The sequence below is a fragment of the Acinetobacter lwoffii genome (genome assembly GCF_052078135.1).
In the GTDB taxonomy this organism is placed as follows: domain Bacteria; phylum Pseudomonadota; class Gammaproteobacteria; order Pseudomonadales; family Moraxellaceae; genus Acinetobacter; species Acinetobacter lwoffii_Z.
On the sequence record NZ_JBQGUZ010000005.1, the window covers coordinates 1 to 12,885 of the forward strand.

Annotated in this window: 14 protein-coding genes and 1 pseudogene; 6 read left to right on the forward strand and 9 right to left on the reverse strand. The window is 42.7% G+C overall.

Features of this window, described 5'->3' with window-relative positions; genetic code table 11:
* The 3 genes and pseudogenes from ACTL4S_RS04470 to ACTL4S_RS04480 all read left to right on the forward strand — a co-directional run.
* Positions 1 to 93: pseudogene (locus tag ACTL4S_RS04470) on the forward strand (IS5/IS1182 family transposase); the annotation flags it as partial.
* 131 nt (positions 94 to 224) lie between these two features.
* Positions 225 to 701 (forward strand): CinA family protein, encoded by a 477-nt coding sequence (locus ACTL4S_RS04475; RefSeq protein ID WP_004280184.1) that lies wholly within the window; start codon positions 225 to 227, stop codon positions 699 to 701.
* A 102-nt stretch (positions 702 to 803) separates the two neighbouring features.
* On the forward strand, positions 804 to 1,424 hold the full coding sequence (locus ACTL4S_RS04480; protein WP_441298908.1) for an aminotransferase: 621 nt from the start codon (positions 804 to 806) through the stop codon (positions 1,422 to 1,424).
* Between the two features lie 65 nt (positions 1,425 to 1,489).
* Here the strand turns inward: ACTL4S_RS04480 and prpC are convergent, their stop codons facing one another.
* Together prpC and prpB are read right to left on the reverse strand one after the other, a co-directional pair.
* Positions 1,490 to 2,629 (reverse strand): bifunctional 2-methylcitrate synthase/citrate synthase, encoded by a 1,140-nt coding sequence (prpC, locus tag ACTL4S_RS04485; protein WP_441298838.1) that lies wholly within the window; start codon positions 2,627 to 2,629, stop codon positions 1,490 to 1,492.
* A 4-nt stretch (positions 2,630 to 2,633) separates the two neighbouring features.
* Positions 2,634 to 3,518, reverse strand: a complete 885-nt coding sequence (gene prpB, locus ACTL4S_RS04490; RefSeq protein ID WP_004280180.1) for a methylisocitrate lyase — start codon at positions 3,516 to 3,518, stop codon at positions 2,634 to 2,636.
* 230 nt (positions 3,519 to 3,748) lie between these two features.
* On the opposite strand from prpB, the gene ACTL4S_RS04495 reads away from it, so the two are divergent.
* From ACTL4S_RS04495 to ACTL4S_RS04505, 3 genes are all read left to right on the forward strand, one after another.
* Entirely contained in the window at positions 3,749 to 4,396 is a 648-nt protein-coding gene (locus ACTL4S_RS04495) for a TetR/AcrR family transcriptional regulator (protein ID WP_441298839.1), read from the forward strand.
* Between the two features lie 113 nt (positions 4,397 to 4,509).
* Complete coding sequence (gene argF, locus ACTL4S_RS04500) at positions 4,510 to 5,430, forward strand: ornithine carbamoyltransferase (protein WP_247143590.1); 921 nt, start codon at positions 4,510 to 4,512, stop codon at positions 5,428 to 5,430.
* Between the two features lie 105 nt (positions 5,431 to 5,535).
* Positions 5,536 to 6,009, forward strand: coding sequence for a hypothetical protein (locus tag ACTL4S_RS04505; RefSeq protein ID WP_441298840.1), 474 nt, complete (start codon positions 5,536 to 5,538; stop codon positions 6,007 to 6,009).
* Positions 6,010 to 6,113: 104 nt separating this feature from the next.
* Here the strand turns inward: ACTL4S_RS04505 and ACTL4S_RS04510 are convergent, their stop codons facing one another.
* The 7 genes from ACTL4S_RS04510 to rpiA all read right to left on the reverse strand — a co-directional run bounded on the left by ACTL4S_RS04510 (position 6,114) and on the right by rpiA (position 12,837).
* Entirely contained in the window at positions 6,114 to 6,467 is a 354-nt protein-coding gene (locus ACTL4S_RS04510) for a YnfA family protein (protein ID WP_441298841.1), read from the reverse strand.
* A 95-nt stretch (positions 6,468 to 6,562) separates the two neighbouring features.
* Entirely contained in the window at positions 6,563 to 8,839 is a 2,277-nt protein-coding gene (clpA, locus tag ACTL4S_RS04515) for an ATP-dependent Clp protease ATP-binding subunit ClpA (RefSeq protein ID WP_441298842.1), read from the reverse strand.
* 9 nt (positions 8,840 to 8,848) lie between these two features.
* Entirely contained in the window at positions 8,849 to 9,262 is a 414-nt protein-coding gene (gene clpS / locus ACTL4S_RS04520; RefSeq protein WP_004279780.1) for an ATP-dependent Clp protease adapter ClpS, read from the reverse strand.
* Between the two features lie 18 nt (positions 9,263 to 9,280).
* On the reverse strand, positions 9,281 to 10,030 hold the full coding sequence (locus tag ACTL4S_RS04525) for a DUF6776 family protein (protein WP_180038696.1): 750 nt from the start codon (positions 10,028 to 10,030) through the stop codon (positions 9,281 to 9,283).
* A gap of 77 nt (positions 10,031 to 10,107) precedes the next feature.
* Positions 10,108 to 11,163 (reverse strand): N-acetyl-gamma-glutamyl-phosphate reductase, encoded by a 1,056-nt coding sequence (argC, locus tag ACTL4S_RS04530; protein ID WP_311204745.1) that lies wholly within the window; start codon positions 11,161 to 11,163, stop codon positions 10,108 to 10,110.
* Positions 11,164 to 11,346: 183 nt separating this feature from the next.
* Positions 11,347 to 12,027, reverse strand: a complete 681-nt coding sequence (locus tag ACTL4S_RS04535) for a M48 family metallopeptidase (protein WP_216985992.1) — start codon at positions 12,025 to 12,027, stop codon at positions 11,347 to 11,349.
* Between the two features lie 138 nt (positions 12,028 to 12,165).
* Positions 12,166 to 12,837: a ribose-5-phosphate isomerase RpiA gene (rpiA, locus tag ACTL4S_RS04540; RefSeq protein ID WP_441298843.1), complete on the reverse strand. Its 672-nt coding sequence runs from the start codon at positions 12,835 to 12,837 to the stop codon at positions 12,166 to 12,168.
* Positions 12,838 to 12,885 lie beyond the last annotated feature (48 nt).

Below are 12,885 nucleotides of genomic sequence, written 5' to 3' on the forward strand. Positions count from 1 at the left end.
GATATGACAAGCTCAAAAGAAATTATCAAAGTTCTGTTGCTTTAGCCTGTATATTTTTATGGCTACCTTTATAGGGTTAATTATGAACAGTAAATGTCAACAGACCCTAATCTATGAAAAAAATTTTAACTTTCATAAAAATATAAATATACTTGGAGTTGATCGACAGAAAAAATCTGTCTAAATTGATCTAAAATCACTCTCACAAAGAAAATATAGAGACTATGATAAAAACCTGTTGCGGCTTACTCGAAGAGAAAAACATAAAAATTGCCTTTATCGAAAGCGCAAGTTCTGGATATCTCAGTAGCCAGTTCTCCATTTGTAAAGGAGAAGGTGCCGAAATTCTGATTGGTGGTTTGATCTGTTACGATGTAAGTGTCAAGACTTCAGTATTGGGCATTTCCAAGAATCTGATCAATAGTCATACTGCGGAATCTATGCCGGTAACAGTTGCTCTGGCGGAAGCAGGTAAAAAAATGTTCCGTGATGCTGACTGGATTATCGCCTGTACAGGGTTACTTAAACCAGGTGGTAGCGCGACACCAGAGAAACCGGAAGGAACATTTTTTGTGGCCATTAATGACGGCACGCAAATCCATCAGTTCCAGTATTATCTCAAAGGCTCGCCACTTGAACGCCTCAACAAACTGTCAGCTGTGGTTGCACATGACATGATCAATCTGTTGAATAACAGCTAAGCTTTCAAAGTTACTGTATAGCCTGAATAAGCTTCATTATTTCTACCGTATTTTAAGATAGATTGGCATGATCAAATGCCAATCTATTTTTTTGAGGGTGGAATGACCATGAATATTAAAACTGCACTGCTCCTGCTCCCTCTGAGCTTGCCCACTCTGGCTTTCGCTACCGTAGGCGGTCCACAAAATATTGAAGTTCTAGGCTATGAAGTCAAAGAACAGAAGCTTTATATCATGCGTCATTATCTTGATGGTCGTGGACGCTTGCCTCAACTATATTATTATAATTTTAAATCCCAAAAACCAAATCAGCTGGTTCAGGTCAATTCCTTATATATCAATCCTAAAACCAAGCGCATCGATTATGATCAAGACAGTCGCAAGTTTGATCAGGACATTGCCAAAATCAAAAAACGTTTAGTTCCATTAAATCCAATTCAAAAATCAAAACCACAGCTTAAGGTGTTAAAGACAAAAAAAGGTAGCGCGCCTGCCTGGCATGATCCTCAGGAAAAAGTGCCAAAATGGACCTATCAATATCAAGTAAAATCCAGCTTACAAAAAAGTCCGGTTCAGCAAGCAGTCAGTTATCAGCAAGGCTTGAAAATTAGCCAGGCCTATAAAGTTCCGAAACAGAATAAAACCCTGGTAATAGTAAAGTATCTGGGTATTCCTTTTGAAACAGGTTATAGCATTGAAGATCCGGCACTGTTAAGTCGATAACAGAATTCACTAAAAAAAATAAGGTCTCAATTGAGACCTTATTTTTATTCTAGGACATTTACGGATCAAGCCGCTGTAGAACGCTCAGCGATTGGCACTACTTTACGTAGTTCTGGACCGGTATAGTCCGCGCTTGGACGGATAATACGGTTATCTGCACGCTGTTCCATCACATGCGCTGCCCAACCTGTCACACGTGACATAACAAAGATCGGGGTAAACAACTTGGTTGGAATGCCCATGAAATGATAAGCCGAAGCATGGAAGAAATCCGCATTACAGAATAATTTCTTCTCACGCCACATGACTTCTTCGCAGCGCACTGACACTGGATAAAGTACGGTATCACCGACATCTTTGGCCAAACGCTCCGACCAGACTTTAATAATGCCATTACGCGGATCATTGTTCTTATAGATCGCATGACCGAAGCCCATGATTTTTTCTTTACGTTCCAGCATGCCCAGCATTTCACGTTCAGCTTCTTCAGGCGACTTCCAGTTTTCGATCATGTCCATCGCAGCTTCGTTGGCACCGCCATGTAGAGGGCCACGCAAGGAACCGATTGCACCGGTAATACAGGAATGCATATCTGACAGCGTTGATGCACACACACGAGCGGTAAAAGTCGAAGCATTGAATTCATGCTCTGCATACAGAATCAAGGAAACATTCATTACCTGTTCATGTAGCTCATTTGGTTTTTCACCATGCAGAAGATGCAGGAACTGTGCACCAATCGAATCATCGTCAGTATTTTCTTCAATACGTACGCCGTCATGACTATAACGATACCAGTAACAAATGATTGCCGGCAAAGTTGCCAAAATGCGGTCTGCGATATCCTGTTGCTGCTCAAAAGACTGCTCAGTTTCAAGATTGCCCAGCATGGAAACGCCAGTACGCATCACATCCATTGGATGCGAGTCGGCAGGAATACGCTCAAGGACTTCTTTTAATGCCTGAGGTAAAGTGCGCAAGGATTTCAGTTTGGCTTTGTAGGCAGCCAATTGCTCTGCAGTCGGCAATTCTCCGAAGAAAATCAGATAAGCGACTTCTTCAAACTGGCAATGTTCAGCCAGATCCTGCACGTCATAGCCGCGATAGGTCAGACCTGCGCCACTTTTGCCTACTGTTGAAAGTGAGGTTTTACCTGCCACTTGTCCGCGCAATCCTGCGCCAGTGAGTACTTTTCCTTCAGCCATTTTTTTAATTCTCCTGTTTAAACAGTTTATCTAATGTGTCTTCGAAGCTGTGATAATCTAAAAATTCGTAGAGTTCTTTTCGTTGTTGCATAATATCCAGCACATTTACCTGAGTACCATGTTCGCGTACTGAACGCATCACTTCAAGTGCGGCTTTTTGCATTGCACGTGTCGCTGATAACGGATACAGCACCATGCCAATGCCCTGCTCCGCCAGTTCATCAACCGTATAATACGGTGTATCACCAAATTCGGTAATATTTGCCAAGACTGGCACACCGACCGCATCACACACTGTACGGTACATGGTGATATCGGTCATCGCCTCAGCAAAGATCGCATCTGCACCCGCTTCAACACAGGCAGAAGCACGATCAATCACGGCTTGCAAGCCTTCTTTTTGTAGCGCATCGGTACGCGCCATCACCACGAAGTTTGAATCGGTTTTCGCATCTACAGCCGCTTTGATACGATCGACCATTTCCTGCTGCGATACGATTTCTTTATTTGGACGATGACCACAACGCTTCTGTGCCACCTGATCTTCAATATGAACCGCAGCGGCTCCTGCTGCAATCATCTGCTTAATCGTGCGGGCAATATTTAATGCACCGCCCCAACCGGTATCGATATCAACCAGTAAAGGTGTATCCACACGTTCAGTGATCCGGCGTACATCTTCAAGAACATTATCCAGGCTGGTCATGCCCAGATCAGGCAAACCATAAGAATAATTCGCGACACCCGCACCTGATAAATAAATGGCTTTATAACCGACCTGTTTGGCCATCATGGCAGCATAGGCATTTACCGTGCCCATAATTTGCAATGGTTTCTCGACTTCAAGCGCTTGTCTAAATCTTAGACCTGCAGACATTTGTTCTGTCATCTTCCTTTTCCACAGTCTTGGCTATAATTATTGAAATTCGAGTATACTCATTTGGCTTGCTCATTCCATAACCTGATAGAACAAATACTCTAAAACTTTAGTCAAATTTTTAAGTTTTGCTTTACCTAATTAGCAAATAGCGCACTTATCTGGCGCAATTATGAAATATGTGCATATATTTGCTATGATGGCGTTTCAATCTCTATTGACATGTTGATGTACTATCTCCTATGCAAGACCTCGCCCTAGAACCGCTCGCCAAAGATCTGCCACAGACCAAACGTGGTCATGAGCGTTGTGTTGCGCTGCTGATCAGTGCAACCGAGCTATTTCTGGAACGGGGTTATGATGCTGTGTCTCTGGATGATATCGTCCAGCATGCCGGTGGCTCTAAAGCCTCTATTTATAAGTACTTTGGCAATAAAGAGGGCTTGTTTAAAGCCATCTGCGATTATCGTCGTATCAAGTTTTTTGAAGATATCAGTATTCCGATCGAACTGATGGCACTGGATTTTCGTAGTTATTTAGTACACACGTTGCTTAATTTTTATCACCAGATTATGCAACCGGAAAACTCGGCCTTTATGCGTCTGGTGCTGGAACAAAGCCAGCGTAATCCTGAACTTGCTCAGCATATTCATGAGCGAGGCCCGGTGCATGTGCAAAGTGCCATTGCCACGGCCTTAGAACAGGCAGATGCGCAAGGTTTATTACATTGCGAGAATCCGCAATATTCGGCGCAGCTGTATTTTGGTATTTTGCGCAATCTGGAATGGCGTATTCTGATGGGAATTCCGGTACAGGAAGATGATCAGGAAATCGACAAATACATCAGTTATTGTGTGGATCGCTTTTTAGACGGTCATCAAAAAGTCTAGTTTTTTTGCATTTTTCATTGCTTATAGTATATTAGCCGATTCCGTATTTTTTCTTAAACTAACCAACAACTGATTGTTGATCGAGTTTTTCGGCAATTATTGTGGAGTAACGAATGGCTCTCCGTCACTTTCTCACCTTACGCGATTTATCAACTTTAGAACTTAACCAGATTTTGCAACGCGCAATTGAGCTTAAGCGCAAACAGCATAACAATGAAGTGTTCCAACCATTTGTTGGTAAAGTGATGGGCATGATTTTTGAAAAATCGAGTACCCGTACGCGTGTTTCGTTTGAAGCTGGCATGAGCCAATTTGGTGGTAGCGCGATTTTCCTGTCTTCACGCGATACCCAGTTAGGTCGTGGTGAACCGATTGAAGATTCTGCACGTGTGATTTCAAGCATGCTGGATATCGTGATGATCCGTACTTTCGGTCATGATATCGTGGAGCGTTTTGCATCTTATTCAAAAGTTCCTGTGATTAATGCTTTAACAGATGATCACCACCCTTGCCAGTTACTTGCTGACATGCAGACCTATGTAGAGCAACGTGGCTCAATTGAAGGGAAAACTGTGGCCTGGATCGGTGATGGCAACAATATGTGTAACTCTTATATTGAAGCTGCACATATGTGGGGCTTTAATCTGAAAATTGCAGCGCCAAAAGGCTATGAGCCACAAGAAAAATTCCTGTCTGAATTTGCGCATTGCGTGGAACTGGTTCCTTCTGCTGAAGATGCAGCGGTAAATGCCGACCTGATCGTGACTGACGTTTGGGCAAGCATGGGCCAGGAAGAAGAGCAAAAGATCCGTGAAAAAGCCTTTGCAGATTATCAGGTGAATGAACGTCTGATGGATCTTGCACATCCGGATTGCTTGTTTATGCACTGCTTGCCTGCGCATCGTGGTGAAGAGATTTCAGAAAATCTGCTTGACCATAAAAATGCCGTAGTTTGGGATGAAGCGGAAAATCGCTTGCACGCGCAAAAAGCTTTGATTGAATTCCTGATTAATGAAAATCTGAAAAAAGACTAATTTTTTTAAGATGAATCTTCACAAATTAAGCACCAATCTCTGGTGCTTTTTTTGTCTCAGCTCTTATAATCATTATTGAAATGGAATAAAAAGTGATTTTATACAATGCAAAAAAAATATTGGGCTTTGGCACTCTTGACTGGTTTTAGCAGTGTCGCCTTACCGGTGCATGCTTCTGAATTTGACCAATATCTTCAAGAAAAAAATATTATTGACAGCAAATTTAAAATTCAGAAAAAAGCTGAGCTGAATGAATTACTCGCAGTGCTCAGTGCAGAGGATTCCAGAACTTTACCATTGCAGATTGATCAAAATACGATTATTGAACAATTACAGTTAAGTGCCAATAAAACCACACTGAAAGGCATGATCATCACGCCCGATTTTAGCCAGTTTGAAAAAGACTTGGGGCGCAAAGAAGTGATGAAAGTCATTCGTAATAATCTACTCAATAATTGTGAAATTTTCTTTGAACATCGCTATCAGATTGAGAACCCTTATAAGGTTGAACTCAGTCTGAGTTCGCAAACACAAACCTATAAAACGGATATTTCCCAGAAAGATTGCAAATTAAAATAAACTAAGTAAATAAGACATCAAGTTTGATTTGAAATTAAAAAATCCAAAAACAAAAAAAGGTAGCTCTAGCTACCTTTTTTGATAAGGTTTGTTATTATATCCTGCTAACGCACCAAGCCTTGCGGCTGCAAGATAATAATCAATGCGCCCAGTATTACCACCATGCCACCAAGCAGATCCCAACGTGACAGTGTGACTTGATCAACGAAGCGCAACCACATCAGTGCTGAAAAAATATAGATACCACCATAAGCGGCATAGATCCGTCCTGAAGCAGCTGGATGCAAGGTTAACAGCCAGACAAAAGCCGCCAAAGCCAGAGCTGTCGGAATCCATAACCAGTGGCTTCTGCCCTGATTTAAAATCAGGTAGGGAAAATAACAGCCTAAAATTTCCATCAATGCCGTGACTAAAAACAGTAAAAATGTCGTGAACAGCTTGCTAACTTGAATATCCATAATTTATTTATTGAACTGTATGAATGAATTTAATGATTTAAAATATGAGTGCATGAAAAAACCCGTGCAAGCACGGGTTTAATCTTTTTCGTTCATTAGGCCGGTTCAGCAGTCTGGTCTTCAAAAACTTCAAGTTTTAAGCCAACCGCTTTACCATTTTCTTTTTTCACCGATACTGCAACATTGCCGCCATTTTCAGCAAGTTCACCAAACAGGATCATCTCAGCCAGCGGTTTTTTCAGATGTTCCTGAATCAAACGTTGCATTGGACGTGCGCCCATTAAACGGTCATAGCCATGTTCCGACATCCATTCACGTGCACTCTGATCCACTTCCAGCATGACTTTTTTGTCATCCAGTTGTGCTTGTAGTTCAGTCAGGAATTTATCAACGACATTTTCAATGATGCTGCTTGGCAATGCCTTGAACTGAATCACGCCGTCGAGACGGTTACGGAATTCCGGCGAGAAGGCTTTCTTCATCGCTTCCTGATTGTCGTTGCTATTGTCTTGTTCCATAAAGCCAATGCTGACACGCGAAATACTTTCAGCACCAATATTGGTGGTGAGTACCAAGACCACGTTACGGAAATCAGATTTACGCCCGTTGTTATCAGTCAATGAACCATGATCCATAATCTGCAATAACAGGTTAAACACATCTGGATGCGCTTTTTCGATCTCGTCTAGCAACAGTACACAATGCGGATTTTTATGAATCGCATCGGTGAGCAGGCCACCTTGATCAAAACCGACATAGCCTGGAGGTGCACCGATTAAACGAGATACCGCATGGCGTTCCATGTACTCGGACATATCGAAACGAACCAGCTCTACACCCATCTGTTTCGCGAGCTGCTTGGTCACTTCGGTTTTACCAACACCTGTAGGACCCGCAAAGACAAAACTACCTACAGGCTTATCTGGAGACTTCAAACCGGCACGTGACAGTTTAATCGCAGATGCCAAGGCCTCAATCGCTTCATCCTGACCAAAGACCACACGTTTCAGATCGCGCTCAAGATTTTCCAGCACGCTCTTATCATCTTTAGAAACAGTTTTCGGTGGAATACGCGCAATTTTAGAGACGATGTCTTCAATATTTTCCACAGTAATCAAACTGTCGTCTTGCTCCGCTTTTAAACGGCGCTGAGCACCGGCTTCATCAATGACATCAATCGCCTTATCTGGCAAGAAACGGTCGTTGATAAATTTCGCAGAAAGTTCTACCGCAGACACTAAGGCTTGATCTTCATATTCCACATGATGGAAATCTTCAAACTTCGATTTCAGACCACGTAGGATATCAATAGTTTCAGAAATAGATGGCTCATTCACATCAATTTTCTGGAAACGACGCGATAAAGCATGATCTTTCTCAAAGACCTGACGGTATTCCTGGAATGTGGTTGACCCGATGCAGCGTAAAGAACCATTTGCCAGCGCCGGTTTGATCAGATTCGATGCATCCATGGTACTGCCCATACTCGAGCCTGCACCAATAATCATGTGAATTTCATCAATAAACAGCACTGCTTCAGGTTTCTTTTTCAACGCATTTAAAAGCTGTTTCAAGCGTTTTTCAAAGTCGCCACGGTATTTAGTTCCTGCCACCAAAGCACCAATGTCCAGATTGAAAATTTCAGCATTTTCCAGTGGTTTTGGCGCTTTACCATTGACAATTAACCAAGCCAGCCCTTCAGCAATCGAGGTTTTACCGACACCTGGATCACCGACAAGGAGTGGGTTATTTTTACGACGGCGGCAAAGAATTTGCGCGGCACGCTCGATTTCTTTTTCACGACCAATCAGTGGATCGGTCTTACCTTTTTGTGCTTCAACATTCAGGTTAGTGGTATAAAGTTCAAGTGGACCTGAACTTGCTGAAGATGCTGATTCGCCATCTAGATCTTCGATTTCTTCTTCAGACTGTACATCTTCTTTACGGGTACCATGAGACAGGTACTGAGTCAGGGTCAGACGGTTAATTTGATGACGTTTCAGCAGATAGACTGCAAATGAGTCACGCTCAGAATACATGGCAACCAGAATATCAGCACCTTCTACAGTACGATCGCCGCCGCTTGACTGCACGTGAAAAATCGCGCGTTGCAAGATCCGGTCGAAGCTTTCTGTCGGGTGTGGTGCCTGATCACTATTTTCACCAAGTTTAGGGGTATGTTGTTCTACGTACTCTTCTAATTCCTTACGCAACACGATGATGTCCGCACCACATGCTTTGAGAGCATTCACGGCTGAATCATTGTCGAGCAAGGCTAACAATAAATGTTCTACGGTCAGGAACTCATGTCTCTTTTGACGAGCCATGCTGACAGCCAAACGTAGTGATACTTCTAATTGACGACTGAGCATGTAACCCCCTTAATCTTTAGGCTCTATTTGGCAAAGTAACGGATGACCTTGTGATCGAGCATAATTATTGACTTGGTTCGCTTTGGTCTCCGCAATGTCTCGAGGATAAACCCCAGCTACACCCTTTCCTTCATAATGTACAGTTAGCATTACTTGTGTAGCTTGGTCAAGATTCATTGCAAAGTATTGTTGTAAAATTTCAATTACAAACTCCATCGGCGTATAGTCGTCATTTAATAAAACAACGGCATACAACGGTGGACGTTTCAGTTCTGGCGGTGCGGTCTGTACAGCTAAGTCAGAATCACCGTCTTCAGAGGGTTCATTTGCTAAACGTGGGCTGATATGCCAATCAACGATTCCAGACTCATTAAAAGAATTTTTAATATCACTTAAACACATTTGACGTTTATTGCTTGGCATAAGATTTATATTTCACACTTAATTTGCATTTGCTTCGGTTTTCGGAATTTCGGACAAGGTGGCAGACTGATTTTCTACTGCTTTGCCCTGTTCCCAACTAAAACGACGAATCACAGGTTTGGCACCAGTAAGACGCACTTCAATAAATTCTGGCTTAAAGCCCTTAGGCATGGTCCAGCGGCCAGTGAGTCGCTCATAATTTTCAAAATTAAAGTTTTTATCTTCCAGTGGCACCACCAGAATTTCCGCACCTTTAATCAGGCGCAATTCCACACTACCTGAGGCACGGCTTTTGCCTGGACTGACCTGAACCAGATCAATCTGGTATTCAAAGGCATTTTCGGGTAATGGTTTAATCGACAGGTTTTGAACCGCCAATGCCAGACCACCACGCTGACGCAAGATCTCGCGATAAATGGTTCCCACACTTTCGGCCTGCACCTGTTCATCACGTGCCTTGGTCATGGCCAGATACAGATCATTGGCATTACTGACAGCCAGATCACGCTCCTGAACCGCAGTATTCAGCGTCTTGTTCAGTGTTTCCAGACTGGCTTTCTGAGTCTGTACCACATCGACCAGTTGCTCTGCATCCGCATCATAACCCGCCGCAGTCAAACCCTGACGATGTCCTACGGTATATCCGAGTACGCCACTGCTTAAGATCAATACAGCCGCACCAATGGCTAAGGGCGTATTGCCTTTCATGAATGGTTTCTTAGTACCGGGTTCCTGAGGAAGCGTCGTATTTGACTCGTTATTCGGCATTTTGATCTCTTGTTTGCTTTAATCAAGACACACATTTAAATGCAAATCTAAATGTGTGTGAAGTTCTAATACGTTTTTTATGGTAATAAACCAATATTATTTAAGCCAGCATCTTCAGCAAAACCAAACATCAGGTTCATGTTTTGGACAGCCTGACCTGCTGCGCCTTTTACCAGATTGTCTTGTGCAACCAGGATCACCAGCTTTGTTGGTTGTGGCTTATACAAGGCAATACGCAACTGATTCGCTCCACGCACTGAACGGGTTTCGGGTGAGCCACCCGCCGGCATAACATCGACAAATGCTTCATTGGCATAGAACTGCTCATATAGCGCTTGTAAATCTGCTGCTTGGCCTGCTTCAGTTAAATCGATATAGATGGTCGACAACATACCACGGATCATTGGCACCAAATGCGGTACAAATAAAATATGATCAAACACATTTTTTTGACCTGAAATATTTTCCAGTGCTTCGACAATTTCAGGATGATGGCGATGACCCGCTACACCATAGGCCTTAAAGTTATCAGCATTTTCAGAATAAATCATGCCCAGACTAGCTTTACGACCTGCACCTGATACACCCGACTTGGCATCGATAATAATGCTTTCAGGTTTCACCAATACTTCAGCCGCTTTTAAAACTGGCGCCAGACCTAACTGAACTGTGGTTGGATAACACCCCGGATTCCCGATCACATTGGCTTTTTTAATCTCTTCACGATTCAATTCAGATAAACCGTATACAGAATCTTTTAACAGTTCTGGACATGCATGTTGCATGCCATACCATTTTTCGAACTGTTCAAGATCTTGTAAACGGAAATCTGCTGCTAAGTCGATCACTTTTGTATTTGCAGCAACCAGCTCTTCGGCATGTTTCATTGCGACACCATGCGGCGTTGCAAAGAACACCACATCGCATGATTTTAATAAATCCAGACTTAAATCGGAAAATTTAAGATCGGTATGCCCGCGCAAGCTCGGGAACATGTCATCTACACGACGGCCTGCTTCAGTACGTGATGTCAGTGCTGTTACATTTACATCTGGATGTCGTAGCAAAAGACGCAAAAGTTCAACGCCTGTATAACCCGTACCACCCACAATACCCACTGAAATCACGATGATTACCTCAAATAAATGTTTCCTTTATACAGCCTAGTATGACAGGAAGTTGAGGTTTTCTAAACCATTTCACTGGGGTTTGCTGGTTTTTTAATTGATCAGCAGGATAAGTCCGATTTAGAGGATTAAATGCATAGATTGCTTAGGCTATTTTAATAGAGTTATATGGACTTATTAATTATGCTTTTAGGCACCCCACCAATATGGCAACGGCGTATTTTTCAGCGTTATACGATGCTGCTGGAAATGCTGATCATGCTTGGCAACTTCTGCCCAAAACCGTGGACTATGATCAAAATGCTTTGTATGTACCAGTTCATGGACAGCGACATAACGCGCGACTTGTTCAGGAAATAATACCAGCGCGCTGTTCAACATAATGTCATGTTTGGCAGAACAACTGCCCCATCGGGTTTTGGGATGTCTAATGTTGCAGTTTTTAAAAGGCAAATGACATTGCTGTGAGACGAGATTTAAATATGAAGGAAGATGTTCTTTTGCGTAGGCAATCACGAAAGCTTTTAAATATTCTTCAGGATGTCGGTCACTGATCCAAAGCTGTAGATCTTCATGATCAAAAATGAAGTTGTTCTTCTGGCTTTGATAAGAAATTTTTAATGGTGCTTTTAGATTGAATAACCGCAGCTCACTCGGTAGCGTCCGGTCAATATTTTCGATTTTTTCCTGCTGGGATTGCCAGGTTTTAATCAGCCAGCTTTCAGATTGTTCAATAAAATGCCGTATCTGTTTTTTGCTGCAAAAAACCGGGGCTGTGAGGCGAATCTGGGTCGCATCGACACGCAAACGTAACCGGGTTGAACGGACATTTCGGGTGATTTGGATTTCGGGTAGATCGGATAAGGTCATTATAGTTTTTTTAATCTCCCCAACCTCCTCTTTTTCAAAGAGGGGCTTTTAAAAGTCTCCCTTCTTGCACTTGTTTTAAAGCAGTGCTTCAAAACTTCGCTCAGGGAGATTTAGAGGGATTTTTTCTAGAAAGTTTAATTAAACCGCTGTACGCTCTTCAATTCCGTTATCAGTCGCGACAATGGCGATATCTGCTTTGTTGATCGCAAAGATACCGTTACACACCACGCCCGGAATATCGTTTAAGGTTTTTTCCAGTTCAAGTGCATTTAGAATATTCAGGTTGTACACATCTAGAATCACGTTACCGTTGTCAGTTACCACACCTTCACGATAAGCAGGATCGCCACCCAAAGATACAATTTTACGCGCAACCGCAGAACGTGCCATTGGAATCACTTCTACAGGAAGCGGAAACTCACGACCCAATTGTCCAACCCATTTTGAATCATCCACGATACACACAAATTTTTTCGCAATAGAGGCAACAATTTTTTCACGTGTCAATGCTGCGCCGCCACCTTTGATCATATGCATATGACGATCAATTTCGTCTGCGCCATCGACATAGGCATCTAAACCATTGACAGAGTTCATATCCACTACTTCAATACCGAGCTTTTTTAAGCGCTGTGCAGTTGCTTCTGAACTGGCTACCGCAGCTTCCAATTGCAGCTCAGGTAATAAGTCAATTAAAAAGTTTACAGTACTGCCTGTACCTACGCCTAAAATGCCCCCTTTTGGCAAGTGTTTTAAAGCGGCTTTAGCTGCTGCTTGTTTTTTCTCATCTTGGGTTGCATATAGACTCATGGCTTCACTCAACTATTTTGGACTTTTGCAGTATTTTCGAACCGCAAA

What these genes read in the sequence shown, in the direction of transcription:
- ACTL4S_RS04475 (WP_004280184.1), top strand. Translation starts at nt 225, where the DNA reads ATGATAAAAACCTGTTGCGGCTTACTCGAAGAGAAAAACATAAAAATT.
- prpB (WP_004280180.1), bottom strand. Translation starts at nt 3,518, where the DNA reads ATGACAGAACAAATGTCTGCAGGTCTAAGATTTAGACAAGCGCTTGAA.
- clpS (WP_004279780.1), bottom strand. Translation starts at nt 9,262, where the DNA reads ATGCCAAGCAATAAACGTCAAATGTGTTTAAGTGATATTAAAAATTCT.
- ACTL4S_RS04525 (WP_180038696.1), bottom strand. Translation starts at nt 10,030, where the DNA reads ATGCCGAATAACGAGTCAAATACGACGCTTCCTCAGGAACCCGGTACT.
- clpA (WP_441298842.1), bottom strand. Translation starts at nt 8,839, where the DNA reads ATGCTCAGTCGTCAATTAGAAGTATCACTACGTTTGGCTGTCAGCATG.
- prpC (WP_441298838.1), bottom strand. Translation starts at nt 2,629, where the DNA reads ATGGCTGAAGGAAAAGTACTCACTGGCGCAGGATTGCGCGGACAAGTG.
- rpiA (WP_441298843.1), bottom strand. Translation starts at nt 12,837, where the DNA reads ATGAGTCTATATGCAACCCAAGATGAGAAAAAACAAGCAGCAGCTAAA.
- ACTL4S_RS04495 (WP_441298839.1), top strand. Translation starts at nt 3,749, where the DNA reads ATGCAAGACCTCGCCCTAGAACCGCTCGCCAAAGATCTGCCACAGACC.
- argF (WP_247143590.1), top strand. Translation starts at nt 4,510, where the DNA reads ATGGCTCTCCGTCACTTTCTCACCTTACGCGATTTATCAACTTTAGAA.
- ACTL4S_RS04535 (WP_216985992.1), bottom strand. Translation starts at nt 12,027, where the DNA reads ATGACCTTATCCGATCTACCCGAAATCCAAATCACCCGAAATGTCCGT.
- ACTL4S_RS04505 (WP_441298840.1), top strand. Translation starts at nt 5,536, where the DNA reads ATGCAAAAAAAATATTGGGCTTTGGCACTCTTGACTGGTTTTAGCAGT.
- ACTL4S_RS04480 (WP_441298908.1), top strand. Translation starts at nt 804, where the DNA reads ATGACCATGAATATTAAAACTGCACTGCTCCTGCTCCCTCTGAGCTTG.
- ACTL4S_RS04510 (WP_441298841.1), bottom strand. Translation starts at nt 6,467, where the DNA reads ATGGATATTCAAGTTAGCAAGCTGTTCACGACATTTTTACTGTTTTTA.